Here is a 14,908-nt window from a genome sequence, read left to right as displayed (position 1 = left end):
TCTCTTGTTGGCCCTCAGTCCGCGCGCAAGGCACTTCTCGCCCGCGCGCCCTACCGATGCTACTCCTTAGCGGGGGCGTGGGCGTCGCACCAGGCGGAAATGTTGTCCATCAACACGTCGTCCTCCACGACCGTCATCCTCAGGCGGCCGATGCCGTGGGGCAGGCACAGGTGGAAGCGGTTAGAGCGCGCAAAGCGGTCGCGCCTCATGGCGTCCGCAAGCGCCTTGGGGTCGACATTGCCCGAGAACTCGCCGAGGTCGAACGTGTCTAGCAGCTCATCCTGCATGAGGACGTCGTCCACGTCCAGAAGCTCGAGGCTACATGCGAGCCTCGCGGAGAAACGCAGGCCCTCCGCCAGGAGCGTCGATGCGGGAACGTCGGCTCCGGCGACGGCCTCGAGCGCGCGCGCGAACGTCTGGCCGTAGGCGAGCGAGTTCCTGATGGAGACCGACGTGGACGAGACGAGATGCCCCCGGGACTTGAGGGCGTCAATCGCGGCGTCGAGCACATCCGCGGGGTCTCCCGCCATCACGGAATCCGCCTTGTTCCACAGTGCCTCGAACGTGTCCTCGTTCTCCGCTACGGCGGAGGCGACCATGAGGGCGCGCCCGAGCCGCGACGTCTCCGCGTCCTCGGCGAGGTTCATGACGCCCGGGTCGCACAGCAGGTACTTCACGTAGGTGGAGACGCCCGCGATGCGCGTGACCCCAGCTACGTCCAGGTCACGCGGCGTCGTGGCCACCTCGACCATGCCGTCGAGGTCGCGCACCACGCACGCGAGGGGCACGCGGCCGCACCACATGGCCGTCGCGTGCGCGAGCATGGACAGCGTGTCGACGTCGCCGACGCCCAGCACCAGGTCATCGCAGGTGATGCCCGCGTTAGCGAACCCCTCGAGCGTGCGCGTGACCTCGGTCATCGTGCGGGCGGCAGCACCCGCGGGTGCCTCCATGCGCACGACCCTGAAGCCGCCGTCCGTCAACTGGCGGCGGATGCGCTCCTCGAGCCCGGCATCCGTCCCCTCGCCCACGACGTAGGCGCACAGGTTCGGCCTCCCCACGTTGCTCGCGAGGATCTTTCCCATCGTCTCCACGACGTCCGTACCGTAGCGCACGTCGCACGAGCCACCCGGGGCGGAAACCCAGTGGCGTGCCACGTCCTCGTATCTATCGGTCATAGTAGGCCCTTCTCCCATAGCAGCTGACCGGCCTCTGACGTCACCTGCTCAAACGACTTGTGTCTGATGTCGATCCTCAGGTCGGCCTCCTGCTCGTACAGGGGGCGCCGCGCGCGATACAGCCGGCGCGCGCATGCCTCGTCCTTGAAGTCCGGCCTGATCTCCGGGTGCTGGATCTGCCTGAGCGAGTCCTCAACGTCGCCGTCCAGGAAGACGACGGTCCCCATGGCGTGCATGAGCTCGCAGCTGCGCTCTCCCTCCACGATGCCGCCACCGCAGCTCACGAGCAGCGACTTCCTCTTGGCGAGTCCCTCGAGCACCTGCGCCTCCAGCTCGCGGAAGCGCGCTTCGCCGTCCTCGTGGAAGATCTGGCACACCGTCTTTTTGGCCATGCGCTCGACCATGCGGTCCGTGTCCACAAAGTCCCGGTTGAAGAGCACGCCAAGGTTGCGCGCGAGCGTGGACTTGCCGGCCCCAAGGAAGCCGACGAAGAATATGTGGTCGCAGCCCTCGTGGACCACGTAGCCGTTTTCCGAGTGTTTCATGCAGAGTTCCAACGCGCGAATCGATTTGACACATCGATTCTAGCATCTTGCGCGTGTGCTTCTATGCGGGGTGGGCCTAGTCCTTCGGCTGGAACGGGTCCTCGTGGAGCACGAGCCTCTCCCCCACGCGGAACAGATGGGTGTACCACATGTCGCTGCGCGAGAGCGGACGCACGAGAATGGTGCGAACGCCGGCGAGGTTGCCGGCGGCGAGGTCGGTGAACACCTGGTCGCCCACGAGCACCGCCTGCTCGGCCGGGACGCCCATGCGTGCGAGCGCAGCCCACACGGCGAACGGCGCCGGCTTCATGGCGTGGTGCACGCAGTCCATGCCCAGGCGCGCCGCGGACGCACAGACGTCGCGGCCGTGGAAGTTGTTCGATATCATGCAGAGCGCCATGCCGGCATCGCGCGCACTTCTCGTCCAGGCGCAGATCTCCTGCGGGGGCTCCCACGTGTCGCGCGGGAAGCAGGTGTTGTCGCGGTCGATCAGGACGCAGCGAATCCCCCACGAGCGCAAGAGCTCGAGGGGGATCTTGTCTACGCTGTCGAACTCGCGATCTGGCCTTAGGATGGACATGCCCTAACCCGCCTGGTCTGCCTTGGACTTCTCGATGGCCTTCTGGTGGTCCTCATAGGTGGTCGAGAACGTGTGGTTGGAGTAGTCGCCCTTCTCGATGATGAGGAAGTACAGATAGTCCGTCGTGTCGGGAGAAAGCGCCGCCTTGATGGAGGCAAGGCTCGGCGTGCAGATGGGCGTGGGAGGAAGGCCCTTGTTGAGGTAGGTGTTGTACGGGCTCTGCGTCTTGAGGTCGTCCGCCGTCACCTCGCCGCCCGTGACGTAGCTCATGGTCGCGTCGCTCTGCAGCGGCATGCCGGCCTTCAGGCGGTTGTAGAACACGCTCGCGACCTTGCCGCGGTCGTCCTCGCTTATGGCCTCGCGCTCGATGATGGATGCGAGCTTGATGATGTCGTAGTCGGACATCGTCACGCCGTACTGGCTCTTAATCGCGGCCTCGGCGCTCGCAAAGTCAAGCGATGCCACCTCAGACTGATACTTGTCGAGCATCGCCTTGATCACGGTGTCGGCGGTCACGTTCTTCTCGCTGCCGAAGTCGTACTTCGTGGGGTACAGGAAGCCCTCGAGAGAGTCGTTTTGCGCGTTGGCGAGAAAAGCGTAGCGCGCGGAGTAGTTGGACGCCTTTGCCTGCGCCAGGAAGTCCTCGGTCGAGATTCCGAGCGACTCGCTCACGACCTTTGCGGTCTTCTTCACCGTAAGGCCCTCCGCGACGGTCACGGTGCCCTTGCTTGAGTTGGGGCCCGTGACGAGCCTGCTCACGACCTCGGCGACGTCACCTCCGGTCACAAAGACGTACGTGCCGCTCTTGAGCTTAGAGTCCGCCTCCTGGCGCTTCACCTCGGTCGCGAACGCCTCCTTGTCGGATATCACACCCGCGTCGTACAGGCTCTGCGCGATGGCAGTGCCGCCGGAGCCCTCGGGGATGTTCACGGTGACGGTCTTGCCGGCCTCGATGGTTTTGCCCTCCTGCCGCCCGCCCAGGATGCGCGGCACCACGACAAAGCCAATGGCGGCAACTACGGCGACCGCAGCCAGCACGAACGGCAGGAACCTGAGCCTGCCGCGCCTGCCCTGCGGCTCTTGTCGCTTGTGGCTGCGTCCGGAGCGGGCGCGCTGCGTCGTGCGCGCCGTGCGGGAGGACATATGATCCGAGCCGTTCGCGGATTGCATCCGCATGGCACCGGTACGCGAGATGGGCTGGCGCTTGCCGGGAGCCGTCGCCTTGCGCGCGGCGGGCCTTCCGCCCTGCGGCCTCTGGCTATCGCGCCCTGCCTGCCGCGCACGCGCGGCGCGCTCGCCCTGTCCGCCCTTGCGGGGGTCTTGCGCCGCGCGAGCACCGTCTGCGTTCCCGCGTGCGAAGTGGGCGCCCCTCCTGCCGGAGCTTTCGGACATCTGCGCTACCCCCTCTGGGCGTCAAGCCACGTCTGGAGGAAGAGCGACGCCGCGACCATGTCCACACGGCCGCGCATGCTCTTCTCGTTGTATCCCTCTTCCCTCAGAATACGCTTGGCCTCCTGCGACGACAGCCGCTCGTCTTCGAACTCCAGAGGAAGCCCGCAGGCCTCGGCAATCTGCCGCGCCTGCGCCATGACGCGCTCGGCCTGGGGGCCGTCCTCGCCGGAAAGCGTCTTCGGCCTACCGCACACCAGCACGTCAGGCTCGTAATCCTCCAGCACGTAGCGAAAGCTCCGGGCGCCGCCCAGCACCTCCGCCGCTGGCAGGACCTTCACGGGAACGGCGATGGTTCCGGAGGCATCGCTGGCCGCGATGCCAATCCGGACCTCGCCGATGTCAAGCGCGAGCGCCCTCACAGGCAGCCCTACGCGCCCAGGAGCTTCTTGGCAGCGTCGAGCGCGGCGTCGATGCCGGCCGCATCCTTGCCGCCCGCCTGCGCCATGTTCGGCCTGCCGCCACCCTTGCCGCCAACGAGGCCAGAGATCTCCTTGACCACGTTTCCGGCCGAGAAGCCCGCGGACACGGCGCCGTCGGTCGCTGCCGCCAGCAGGCCCACCTTGCCATCGGCCTCGGAGGCCAGCACGCAGGCGCAGTCGGAACCGATCTTGTCGCGGACGGTGTCCCAGACGTTCCTGAGCTCCTTGCCGGAGATGCCGCTCAGGTGGGCGACGACGAGCTTGTACGCGCCCATGTCGACCGCAGCGCTCACCGCGTCCGCGACCTGGTTGGAGGAACCGCCCACGAGCGCGGCCTTCAGCTTCTTCTCGGCCTCGGACTTCTCGTCCCTCAGCTGCTCCACGCGCGCCATCACGTCCGCGGGGCGGCACTTCAGGGCGGCTGCGACCTCGTCAATCTCGGCCAGGCGCTCGTCCACGTACTCGAGGGCGCCCGCGGAGGTCACGGCCTCGATGCGGCGTGCGTTCGAGCCGACGGAGCTCTCGCTCACGATCTTGAAGAAGCCGAGCTCAGCCGTGTTGCGGGCGTGCGTGCCGCCACAAAGCTCGCGCGAGAAGGGCTTGTCCTCGGTCCCGACGGACACCACGCGCACGACGTCGCCGTACTTCTCGCCAAACAGCGCGACGGCGCCGGCGGCCTTCGCCTCGTCGATGCCCATGACGCTGGTGACGACGGGCTTCGCCGCGAAGATCTGGGCGTTGACCTCGCCCTCGATGCGGGCAAGCTCGTCGGTCGTCACGGCCTCGAAGTGCGTGAAGTCAAAGCGCAGCCTGTCGGGGGCGACAAGGGATCCCGCCTGGTTCACGTGCTCGCCCAGGACCTCCTTCAGCGCGGCGTCCAGGAGGTGCGTCGCGGTGTGGTTACGGCGGATGAGCTCACGTCGACCGTGGTCGACGGAAGTGCTCACCGTGGCGCCTACGCTGATCTCGCCCTCCTCGACCTCGCACTCGTGGGAGGTGAAACCGCCCTCGCGGTGCAACGTGTCCTCGACCCTCAGCTCAAGGCCGTTCGCGAAGATCCTGCCGGTGTCGCCGATCTGGCCGCCCATCTCGCCGTAGAACGAGGTGCGGTCGAGCACGACCTCGACCTTCTCGCCCTTCTTGGCACAAGCGACCTCCTCGCCGTCCCTCACGAGGGCGACAACGGTGCAGCCGTCCAGGTCGTCGTGGTCGTAGCCGTCGAAGACGGTCCCGTCGAGCCTGTCGGAGAGCGCGGCCCACACGTTGTTGGCCTTGCCCCACGCGTCGCGGTTCGCCGTGGCGCGCGCACGCTCCTTCTGGGCGTCCATCTCACGGTCGAACGCGTCCATGTCCACCTCGTGGCCGGCGCTCTCGGAGATCTCGCGCGTGAGGTCGATGGGGAATCCGTAGGTGTCGTGCAGCTTGAACGCGACCTCGCCGGACAGGACGTCGCCCTCGCCCAGCTTGTCGAGCTCTGCCTGGAGCATGGACTCGCCGGCGTTCAGCGTGGCGCCGAAGCGCTCCTCCTCCGCGGAGATGATGCCGTCCACGAGGGCCTTGTTCTGCACGAGCTCGTTGTAGTGCTCGCCCATGATGCGCTCGACCTCGTGTGCGTACTCGGTCAGGAACGCGCCCTGGATGCCGAGCAGGCGTCCGTGGTAGACGGCGCGGCGAAGCAGGCGGCGCAGCACGTAGCCGCGACCCTCGTTCGAGGGCAGGATGCCGTCTGCGATCATGAACGTCACGGCGCGGGAGTGGTCCGCCAGGATGCGCAGGCTCTTGTCCTGCGGCTCCTTGGAGCTGCCATGGTACTCCTTGCCGGAGAGGCGCTCGCCGAGCTCAATGAGCGAGCTCATGACGTCGCCCTCGTAGTTGGAGCCCTTGTGCTGCATGATGGCGGCCATGCGCTCCAGACCCATGCCGGTGTCGATGTTGCGGTGCGGGAGGTCCGGCATGGAGCCGTCCGGCTGACGGTCGTACTGGGTGAAGACGAGGTTCCAGAACTCGAGGTAGCGGTCGCCGTCGTCACCGGGCTTCTCGCCCTCGAACTCCGGGCCCTGGTCGAAGTAGATCTCGGAGCAGGGGCCGCACGGGCCGGTGGGTCCGGCTGCCCAGAAGTTGTCCTCCTCGCCCAGGCGCGAGATGTGGTCGTACTCGACGCCCTGGGCGTGCCACAGCTCGATAGCCTCGTCGTCGTCCTCGAAGACCGTCATGTACAGGCGGTCCTTCGGAAGGCCCAGGTGCTCGGGGCTCGTGATGAACTCCCACGCCCACGCGATCGCGTCGGCCTTCGTGTAGCCGCCAAAGCTGAAGTTGCCAAGCATCTCGAAGAACGAGAGGTGACGCGCGTCACCGATGTTGTCGATGTCGTTGGTGCGCAGGCACTTCTGGCAGGAGGTCGCCCCGATCTCCTTCATGGTCTTCGTGCCCTGGTAGTACTCCTTGAACTGGTTCATGCCGGCGTTCGCAAGGAGGAGCGAAGGGTCCTCGGGGATGAGGGAGGAGGACGGGTAGAGCTTGCAGCCCTTGTCCTCGAAGAACTTGAGGAAGTCCTCGCGGATTTCCGCGGTAGTCATGTTCTTGTAGTCAGCAGTGCTCATGGTTCTCCTTGTTGACGGCCCCGCGGCATGGCGCGACCTCGTTGGCAGTTTTCCGCTAGCGCATAATACTACGATTCGATGGAGACGTTGCGGACGCCAATCCTCATCTACTTGTGCAAATCCTTATCATGCCCAGACTCGGGGTCGTGCGTCGAGCCGTCCCGGCATCTCCCCCTCGCCCGCTCGACGGCGTCCGAGAGCGCGTCAGCGAGCGCGTGCGCACGCGCTTTCGGCGGCTCGTCCGCGACGGGCGCCTCGGTCTGGGAGCCGTCCACCAGCCGCGACCCCATGAAGAACCGGTCGTCGTCCAGGGCGTCGAACGCGGGCTCCACGCCTCCGCGGGCGTCGTGGAACGGCGTCCCCTGGAACAGCGCCCCGTCGTAGGACACGAGCTGTCTGCCGCTTCTGCTCTCGAAGTAGTACACGAACACGCTCTTGATGGCCGCGGTCAAGGGCACGGCAAGGAGCATGCCAAGCACTCCCCCAAGGCTGTTGCCGATGAAGAGGCCGATGAGCGAGAGCGCGGGGTGGATCTTCACGGCCGAGCGCATCACCAGGGGCGACACGACGTTGTCCGTCACGTTCTGAATCACGACCGACCCCGCGAGCGCCACGAGGGCGAGCATCGGGCTCTCGAACAGCGCCAGCAGCACGGCGAACGCGACGGCGACCCACTCGCCGATGACGGGAATGAAGTGGAGCACGCCCACCAGGATCGCGGCGAGACCCGCATACGGGTGCCCCACGAGTGCGAAGAACACCCACGAGAGCAGCCCGTCGAACACGGACGTGATGACGGTGCCGCGCATGTAGCCGCCCATGGAGCGGCTCATGACGGCGAGAAGGACGGAGAGCCCGCGCTCGTGGCGCGGCCCGGCGATCGTAATGAACTCCCGCGCGATGACGGGGTAGTCCTTCGCGAACCAGTACGCGAGGACGAGGCCGAGGCACAGCGTCGCGAAGCCGTTCACGAACGAGAAAGCGCTGCTCATCAGGCCCGTCGAGAGCCTCTCCGCCATTTCTGAGGACGCCTTGATGCCAATGCCCGATATCGAGTTCACGAACTGGTTCACGCTCTGCTGCACGTCCGTGGTGCCCGCGTTGCCGTAGCGGCGCCAGAAGCCGTCGACGGAGGTCCTGACTTTGATGACGTACGTCGGGACCTTGCGCAGCACCTCGGCGAGCTGCTCCACGAACGGAGGCATGAGCAGCAGGAACACGCCCACGAGCACCGCGATGAGCACGAGCAGCGCCACGAGCGCCCCAATGGTGCGGTTCACACCGCGGTCCTCGAGGAAGTTCGTGAGTGGGCTGCACACGAAGCCCATCACGACGCCGGCAAGCAGAAGCTCCACCGCAGGCCAGATGAAGCCCATGGCCCAGACGCAGATGCCGAACACGACGGCAACGCCGATGAATGCCCACGCCCGTATGCCGAGGCTCCTGAAGACTCCCAGGGCGTCCCTTTGCCCCGCGCCCGTGTCCTTCTCGTCCAAAACGTCCTCTTGCAACGCGTCCTCCATGCACGGCACCCGCTAGCGCATAAGGCCCTCGGGGTCGATCTTCTCCTGGACCTTCTTCAGCGTGCGCCTCAGCAGCCTCGACACCTGCACCTGCGAGATGCCGAGCTTCTTCGCAATCTCGACCTGCGTGAGGCCGTCGATGAAGCGCATGCGGATGATCTCCTGCTCGCGGGGCGAGAAGTCCTTGATCGTGTCCTCGATGACCATGCGGTCGTCCGAGGCGGCGAGGTCCTCGTCCTCCGTCGCGTAGTGGTCGATCACGGACGGCGCGTCATCGTCGTCGCCCTGGCCCGTGCCCTCCAGCGGCACGGAGCTGTACGCGCTCGAGGACTCCATCGCCTCGAGCACCTCGTCGACGGACGTGCCGAGCTCCTTCGCGATCTCCTCGACGGACGGCGAGCGCTGCAGCTCCTTCGTGAGCTCGTCCGTCACCTGGTTCACCTTGGAGGACAGCTCCTGCAGGCGCCGCGGCACGCGCACGGACCAGCCCTTGTCGCGGAAGTGGCGCTTGATCTCGCCCATGATGGTCGGCGTGGCGAACGTCGTGAACTCGAGCCCACGCGACAGGTCGAAGCGGTCGATGGCCTTGATGAGGCCGATCGTGCCCACCTGCACGAGGTCGTCGAGGGGCTCGCCCCTGTTCTTGAACTTGGAGGCCAGGAAGCGCACGAGGTTGAGGTGGCTCATGATGAGCTGCTCGCGGGCCTGGTCGTCCCCCTCCTCCTTGTAGCGCCTGAACAGCTCCCTCGTGCGGTCCTTGTCCCACGCGAGCTTGCCCTTCGGCATCCTGGACGAGATGCGCCTGCGCGGCGCGGCCTCCGTCCCACGCTCGCTGCTATTGGGCATCGGTCCCGCCAATCCCCTTCACGAGGACGAGCTCGCCGGCGTCCGTGACCTCGCAGCTGTCGCACACGGCGTCCAGCAGGAGCTCGACGAGGGAAAGGTCCTCGCCATCCTGGGACTGCTCCGGCTCCTTGTCGCCAAGCGAGAAGGACATGGACACGCCGTCGGTTGCGATGGCGAAGCTCACGTCGCACGTTGCCGGACGAGTGGCACAGCTGTAGACGAAGCCCTCCTCCGCGGCCATGCGCAGGTCCTCGACATCGTCTACGTTCATGTCACACAGCACGGCAAGGTTTGCCGCCGTCATGCGGACCACCCTCGCGAACTCCGGCTCCGCCGGCACGCTCAGGCGGACGCTCTTCTCTTCCGTCATGCTCTCCCCTACTCGGACGCGTTCGCGTCGCGCTCGTCCTTCTCGTCCGTTTCCTTCGATGCAGCCACGCCGACCTCGCCGTACGTGACGTAGCCGGCGTTGCCGCCGTGTGCCCGCTCCTCAGGGGCCGTCTCCTGCGCGGGCGGCTCCTCCGCCTCCGGCGCCTCGATGGCCGCCGCGGCCTCGCCCCTCTTCAGGTGATGGGCGCCGGACGCCTGCGGAACGCCGGTGATCTTGGACACAAGGCCGCTCGCCGCGTCTGCGGCGGCGTTCGTCACCTGGTTCACGACGTCGGTCACGCCGGCCGCCGTCCCGGAGACCGTCGAGACGTCTCCCAGGATGCCATTCACCTTGCGCAGGCCCTCGTTCGCCTCGTCCAGGGCGACCGAGGCCTTCGCCACGATGGGGTCCACCTGCTTCAGGCTGGGCTGGAGGTCGTCCATCGCGCCGTCCAGCTTCGCGATCACGGGCTGGACCTGCTCTATGGTCTCGTTCGCCGCACGCGTGACGTCGTCCACGGCGCCGCGTGCGCGGCGGATGGTGAGCGCAAGCTCCACGACCGCCCAGATGCCCGCGACGACCAGCACGATGAGCAGGATGCTCAGGGGTGACATCTCCATTGCCTTGCCCTTCTCCCTAGGCCACGGGACTCGTCCGGCGAATCCCCATGGTACGTGTTACGTTACGCATTCTACCCATTCGCGGTGGGTTTGCCACCGTGCGTTCCCTCGGCCGGCCCCTTGGCCGGTCCCTCGGCGTCCTCCAGGTCCTGGCGGTCGCGGGCGGATGCCTCCAGGCGCCAAGACTCCCAGCCGCGCGGGCTGGGGTGGAAGAACGCGCCGCGCGCAAGGCCCTCCGGCAGGTAGCGCTGACGCACCCAGCCGAGCGGGTAGTCGTGCGGGTACAGGTACTCGCCGTAGTCCTCGGACCCGGGACGGTGACGGTCGCGCAGGTAGCTGGGGACGTCGCGACGCGGACCGTTTCGCACCTCGGCCAGGGCGGCGTCAATGCCGGCCTCCGCCGCGTTCGACTTTGGCGCGAGCGCGACGTAGAGCGCGGCCTGCGCCAAGTTGATGCGGCACTCCGGGTAGCCGATGACCTCTGCGGACCTGAACGCTGCCTCCGCGACCAGCAGCGCCTGCGGGTCCGCGTTGCCCACGTCCTCAGACGCCTGGATCATGATTCTGCGCGCTATGAACTTGGGGTCCTCGCCCGCGTCGATCATGCGCGCGAGCCAGTAGAGCGTCGCATCCGGGTCGCTGCCGCGCATGGACTTGATGAACGCGGATATGACGTCGTAGTGCATGTCGCCGGCCTTGTCGTACGGCTGGCCATGGCGCGGGTTCGCCTCGAGCACGTGCCTGGTGCCTATGGTGACGGGGTGCTCGGCGCTCGCTGCGGCCGCATCGCCCGCGGGCAGCGCCATCTGGCTCGCGAGCTCGAGCGACGTGAGCGCGGCACGGGCGTCGCCTCCCGCCATGGTCACGATCTCGCGCATGGCGTCATCCTCGAGCTCGAACGCGCCCGCGAGCCCGTTTTCGTCCGCGAGCGCGCGGCGCACGATCTTCTCAATGGACGCATCGTCCAGGTGCTCGAGCTCCACCACGCGAGACCTGCTGATGAGCGCGGAGTTCACCTCGAAGTACGGGTTTTCCGTCGTGGCACCCACCAGCACGACGACCCTGTCCTCCACCGCGTGCAGGAGCGCGTCCTGCTGCGTGCGGTTGAAGCGGTGGATCTCGTCCACGAAGAGTATGGTGCGCCGGCCGCTGGTGAGCAGGCGCTGCTCGGCGGCGTCTATCTCGCGGCGAAGGTCCTTCACCGTGCCCGTGATGGCGGACACCTCCACGAACTCCGCGTGCGTCGTGTTCGCGATGATGCGCGCGAGCGTGGTCTTGCCCGTGCCGGCCGGCCCGTACAGGATGACGGAGGACAGCGTGTCGTGCTCGATGGCTCGGCGCAGCCACGAGTCCGGCCCCACGGCCTGCTCCTGGCCGACGTACTCCTCGAGCGACCGCGGGCGCATGCGGGCGGCGAGCGGCGCGTTCTGCCTGCGCACCTTGCGCTCCGACTGAGAGAACAGTGTGTCCATGGCAGCCCCTACGCCCTGACGCCGTCGAAGTAGCTGCGGCTGGGGAAGATTTCGCGCGCCTTGGGGAACAACGCCTCGCACGTGGCGACGAAGTAGTCGTCCGTCATGGCGCTGATGAAGTCGACGACGCACTGGTCCGGGTCCGCCTCCCAGTCGTAGCGGCGCCCATAGTAGGACAGCCTGCGACCGAGCGGCAGGATGTGGTGGGCGAAGATGGCGGCGGACTCGTCCCCGGCCGCGAGCGCGTTCAGCTCGTGCTCGTACAGCGCGGAGAAGAGCTCGCGAACCGGGCCCGCAAAGTCGCCGTTGACCTCGGCGGAGCCATAGATCTTCTGGTAGTTCTCGCGCTTTGCGCGCGAAAGCTCCGCGAACCCCTCCTCGCTCATGGCGACGTACGGCTTGCCGATGCTGCTCTCCACCACGTCCGTCACGAACGCGGAGAGCGCCCACGCGTTGTAGGCGCCGCCGAGCCCGTCCTCGAAGTCCTTCTCGCCCACGAGACCCGCGCGGATGGCGTCCTGGCGGTCCTTCCCCACGTAGGCGATGATGTCAGAAATCCGCATGACGCAGCCCTCGAGCGTCATGGGGCGCAGGTGGGCGATGGCCTTGTCGCCGGACTCCCAGCAGCCCTCGACCACGCGGTCGAACGTGTCGAAGTCATTCAGGCCGCTCGTCTCGAAGCGCTGGCGCTCGAACTCGCCGTTGTGGCAGATGACGCCGTCGAGCGTCTGGAGCGACACGTTGCGGCCCTCCAGCACGTCGAGCACGCGCACGCTCTGCACGTTGTGGCGGAACCACCTGCCGGTGCGCTCGTGGTAGACGTCGTGCAGGAAGCGCTCGCCCGCATGTCCGAACGGCGTGTGGCCGAGGTCGTGCCCGAGCGAGATGGCCTCTATGAGGTCGAGGTTGAGCCCGAGGGCGCGGCCGATGTCGCGCGCGACGCGGCCGACGAGCTGCTCGTGGAGGCCACGGCGCGTGAGGTCGTCGTTCTGGCGGAACGAGAACACCTGCGTCTTGCCGTTGAGGCGGTTGTACGCGGGGGTGTGCACGATCTTCTCTGCGTCGCGCACGAAGGCGGGACGAACGCAGGTGTCGAGATCGCGCTGGGTGACGTCGCGCCTGATGACGGCGGAGTTCTTGCAGGCGAACGGACTGAGCCCGCCTGTGGCCGCAAGCGCGCGGACCTGCTCTGCCACCTGGGCCGAGACCTGCATGGGCATGCCTGGCGCCATGCGGTTGACCCTTGCGTCTGGCGTTTCCTGTGTTGGCATGGGGTACCTCTCTTGTTCTATGGCTCCGGATACCCTACCCCAAACGATGGACATAATCCACGCCGAGCGCCGTATGTGGCGTTACCGTGCATCCTCGGGCGCGCTGCCGCGTGATTTGGCCAGAAAGCACGCCTCCGTCGCGGGAAGCACCGTGAGGCCGAGCTTGCGCTGCAGTCGCACGGACGCCACGTTGTCCGGCCACACCTCGCACCACGGCGTCTGGCCGCGGTCGAGCACCTGGCAGATCTTTGCGGACTCGAGCGCGAGGGCCCAGCCGTGCCGGCGGAAGTCCTCGAACACCTCGAGCATGCCCATGGAGCCCTCGGTCTGCTCGCCCACGAAACCCACGAGCTCGTCGCCCGCAAACGCGCCGAGCACGTTGCCTTCGCCAAGGAGCGCGAGCGTCTGGGCGTCCGTCTGGAACTCCGGGTGCGTCATCCGCTGGCGCACGGCCGAGAGGTCCTGGGGGCCAAGCGGCCGCACCGGATGGGCCGCGTCGACCCTGGGGCGTGCCTTCTTGCGGTATATGGCCAGGTGGACGGGGTCCTTTACGGGAAGGCCAAGCCAGCCGGCGAGGTCGTCCGCAAGCGAGGGCTCCAGGCAGAGCGTGACGGAGTCGCTCATGAGCGCGCACGCGACGTCCTTCGCAAGCTCGCGGTCCGTGGCCCACACCATCTGCATGCCGCCGGGCTCGCGAAGCGCCACGCAGCCGGGCCGTGCGCAGATCACGCTGCCGACGCCGCGGCGCAGGCACTCTGCCAGCACAAACGTGCGGCGCGGCGCCTTTGCCAAAAGCGAAAGCGCCCGCTCGCGCAGCTCTTCCTGCGGCGTGGACGCCTGCTCCATCACGAGGCCGAGCCTGCGCGCGACCTGCCTCGATCCCGCGGGGCCGGGATGCTCGAAGCCATCGGCCATGAGGGCCGCATCGTGGTCGAGCAGGCCGGCGCCGTCCACCAGGCGCATGCCGTCGAAGCGCGACGCCTGCTCGCGGATGAGCCGCGGCACGACCTCGAAGCAGCTCATGCGGTGCGACGGCCACGCGTCCTCGTCGTGCCACAGCGGCGTTGCCACCCACGTGGGCACGCCCTCCCACAGCCGCGCCACCTGCCCCAGAAACGAGCGCACGTCCCGCGTGACCAGGCGCTCGCGGCACGGCTCGTAGCGGTAGTTCGCGCCGAGCGCCACGACGACGGCCGCCGGGTCGATGGCGGGCGCAAGGCCGTACAGCGTGCCCGGCTGGAACACCTGGCCGCCCACGCCCTGGTTCACGACGTCGAGCCCAAGCTCGGCCGCAAGCAGCGTGGGCCACGCGAGCGCGGGGTCGTCCACCACGAAGCCCTGCGCGATGGAGTCTCCCAGCACCAGGAGGTTGCGGCGCTTCTCGACCGGGTCGATGAAGCTGCCGTTGCCCACGACGGAGCGCAGGGTGCAGCCGCGCAGGCACGGCAGCCACACGCGCACATGGTGCGTGTCGCCCATGCCGGGCAGCTGCATGACGCCCTCTGCCGGTGCGGCCGAGGGATCGTCCAGCGTAAACGTAACCTGGTCGTCCGCGGGTGCGGGCACGCGCACGCCCAGCGGGCGGCCGTCCACCTCGCACGAGAGGCCGTCGTGCATGCGCGCGGGCGCGGCGGCTCCGGCCTGCCGCGCAAAGGCCTCCCGCGCGGTCCCCTGCTGCCCCGCCTCGCGCGCATCCACGTACTTCAGGACCTCCCGCGTACCCACGGGCTCGCCGTCAAGGCGCACCTCCACCGCGACCTCGGAAGAATCCGTCGTGAACTCCAGGCAGACGCCGGCCGTCGCGCGGCCCATCTGCCGGTAGAGGCCGGGGTGCCACGCCTGGCAGCTGCCCATGGCGCGCATCTGGTCTGCCGAGAAGCGCCACGGACGTATCCAGCCCTCGAGCTCGGACTCGTGGCGCACGGCCCCATGCAGAAGGGCGGCGGCGTCTGCGCGCACAAGCGCGTAGCCCGGCGCTTCTCCCCTTGTCATGTCGCTCAGCCTCATCCACCAGCTCCGTCTTGCCGTGCCG

At 67.6% G+C, this 14,908-nt stretch carries 13 protein-coding genes; all 13 read right to left on the bottom strand.

Annotated elements, in window-relative coordinates:
- Positions 1-59 precede the first annotated feature (59 nt).
- The 13 genes from BLT96_RS02960 to BLT96_RS02900 all read right to left on the bottom strand — a co-directional run bounded on the left by BLT96_RS02960 (position 60) and on the right by BLT96_RS02900 (position 14,883).
- Complete coding sequence (locus BLT96_RS02960; protein WP_245719314.1) at positions 60-1,178, bottom strand: 3-dehydroquinate synthase family protein; 1,119 nt, start codon at positions 1,176-1,178, stop codon at positions 60-62.
- Positions 1,175-1,723 carry a shikimate kinase gene (locus tag BLT96_RS02955; RefSeq protein WP_090861607.1) on the bottom strand — a complete coding sequence of 183 codons (549 nt, stop codon included), beginning with the start codon at positions 1,721-1,723 and terminating at the stop codon, positions 1,175-1,177. The genes BLT96_RS02960 and BLT96_RS02955 overlap by 4 nt, the downstream gene beginning before the upstream one ends.
- Before the next feature lie 76 nt (positions 1,724-1,799).
- The gene (locus tag BLT96_RS02950) at positions 1,800-2,303 is read right to left on the bottom strand and encodes a YqeG family HAD IIIA-type phosphatase (RefSeq protein ID WP_090844141.1); all 504 of its coding nucleotides are present in this window, start codon (positions 2,301-2,303) and stop codon (positions 1,800-1,802) included.
- 3 nt (positions 2,304-2,306) lie between these two features.
- Positions 2,307-3,695, bottom strand: coding sequence for an endolytic transglycosylase MltG (mltG, locus tag BLT96_RS02945; protein ID WP_245719313.1), 1,389 nt, complete (start codon positions 3,693-3,695; stop codon positions 2,307-2,309).
- Between the two features lie 5 nt (positions 3,696-3,700).
- Positions 3,701-4,114 (bottom strand): Holliday junction resolvase RuvX, encoded by a 414-nt coding sequence (ruvX, locus tag BLT96_RS02940; protein WP_090861605.1) that lies wholly within the window; start codon positions 4,112-4,114, stop codon positions 3,701-3,703.
- A gap of 8 nt (positions 4,115-4,122) precedes the next feature.
- Positions 4,123-6,774, bottom strand: coding sequence for an alanine--tRNA ligase (gene alaS / locus BLT96_RS02935; RefSeq protein WP_090861603.1), 2,652 nt, complete (start codon positions 6,772-6,774; stop codon positions 4,123-4,125).
- A 107-nt stretch (positions 6,775-6,881) separates the two neighbouring features.
- Complete coding sequence (locus tag BLT96_RS02930; RefSeq protein WP_245719312.1) at positions 6,882-8,285, bottom strand: AI-2E family transporter; 1,404 nt, start codon at positions 8,283-8,285, stop codon at positions 6,882-6,884.
- A 24-nt stretch (positions 8,286-8,309) separates the two neighbouring features.
- Positions 8,310-9,143, bottom strand: coding sequence for an RNA polymerase sigma factor SigF (locus BLT96_RS02925; protein ID WP_090861601.1), 834 nt, complete (start codon positions 9,141-9,143; stop codon positions 8,310-8,312).
- Positions 9,133-9,513, bottom strand: coding sequence for an ATP-binding protein (locus tag BLT96_RS02920; RefSeq protein WP_090844158.1), 381 nt, complete (start codon positions 9,511-9,513; stop codon positions 9,133-9,135). Before BLT96_RS02920 ends, BLT96_RS02925 begins: the two co-directional genes overlap by 11 nt.
- Before the next feature lie 8 nt (positions 9,514-9,521).
- A complete protein-coding gene (locus tag BLT96_RS02915; protein WP_090861599.1) occupies positions 9,522-10,133 on the bottom strand; it encodes a DUF948 domain-containing protein in 612 nt (203 codons plus the stop codon).
- Positions 10,134-10,204: 71 nt separating this feature from the next.
- Positions 10,205-11,605 carry a replication-associated recombination protein A gene (locus tag BLT96_RS02910; protein WP_090861597.1) on the bottom strand — a complete coding sequence of 467 codons (1,401 nt, stop codon included), beginning with the start codon at positions 11,603-11,605 and terminating at the stop codon, positions 10,205-10,207.
- Positions 11,606-11,613: 8 nt separating this feature from the next.
- Positions 11,614-12,876, bottom strand: coding sequence for a deoxyguanosinetriphosphate triphosphohydrolase family protein (locus tag BLT96_RS02905; RefSeq protein WP_090844164.1), 1,263 nt, complete (start codon positions 12,874-12,876; stop codon positions 11,614-11,616).
- An 81-nt stretch (positions 12,877-12,957) separates the two neighbouring features.
- On the bottom strand, positions 12,958-14,883 hold the full coding sequence (locus BLT96_RS02900) for a GDSL-type esterase/lipase family protein (protein ID WP_245719311.1): 1,926 nt from the start codon (positions 14,881-14,883) through the stop codon (positions 12,958-12,960).
- Between the last annotated feature and the right edge of the window lie 25 nt (positions 14,884-14,908).

Origin of the sequence: Parafannyhessea umbonata, assembly GCF_900105025.1 — a bacterium.
Taxonomy (GTDB): domain Bacteria; phylum Actinomycetota; class Coriobacteriia; order Coriobacteriales; family Atopobiaceae; genus Parafannyhessea; species Parafannyhessea umbonata.
This window is presented reverse-complemented; position numbering and strand designations above follow the sequence as displayed.

Bases quoted from the DNA above. Each gene is read 5' to 3' on its own strand.
- BLT96_RS02915 (WP_090861599.1), bottom strand. From the start codon at position 10,133: ATGGAGATGTCACCCCTGAGCATCCTGCTCATCGTGCTGGTCGTCGCG.
- BLT96_RS02925 (WP_090861601.1), bottom strand. From the start codon at position 9,143: ATGCCCAATAGCAGCGAGCGTGGGACGGAGGCCGCGCCGCGCAGGCGC.
- BLT96_RS02950 (WP_090844141.1), bottom strand. From the start codon at position 2,303: ATGTCCATCCTAAGGCCAGATCGCGAGTTCGACAGCGTAGACAAGATC.
- BLT96_RS02960 (WP_245719314.1), bottom strand. From the start codon at position 1,178: ATGACCGATAGATACGAGGACGTGGCACGCCACTGGGTTTCCGCCCCG.
- BLT96_RS02955 (WP_090861607.1), bottom strand. From the start codon at position 1,723: ATGAAACACTCGGAAAACGGCTACGTGGTCCACGAGGGCTGCGACCAC.
- mltG (WP_245719313.1), bottom strand. From the start codon at position 3,695: ATGTCCGAAAGCTCCGGCAGGAGGGGCGCCCACTTCGCACGCGGGAAC.
- alaS (WP_090861603.1), bottom strand. From the start codon at position 6,774: ATGAGCACTGCTGACTACAAGAACATGACTACCGCGGAAATCCGCGAG.
- BLT96_RS02920 (WP_090844158.1), bottom strand. From the start codon at position 9,513: ATGACGGAAGAGAAGAGCGTCCGCCTGAGCGTGCCGGCGGAGCCGGAG.
- BLT96_RS02910 (WP_090861597.1), bottom strand. From the start codon at position 11,605: ATGGACACACTGTTCTCTCAGTCGGAGCGCAAGGTGCGCAGGCAGAAC.
- BLT96_RS02900 (WP_245719311.1), bottom strand. From the start codon at position 14,883: ATGAGGCTGAGCGACATGACAAGGGGAGAAGCGCCGGGCTACGCGCTT.
- BLT96_RS02905 (WP_090844164.1), bottom strand. From the start codon at position 12,876: ATGCCAACACAGGAAACGCCAGACGCAAGGGTCAACCGCATGGCGCCA.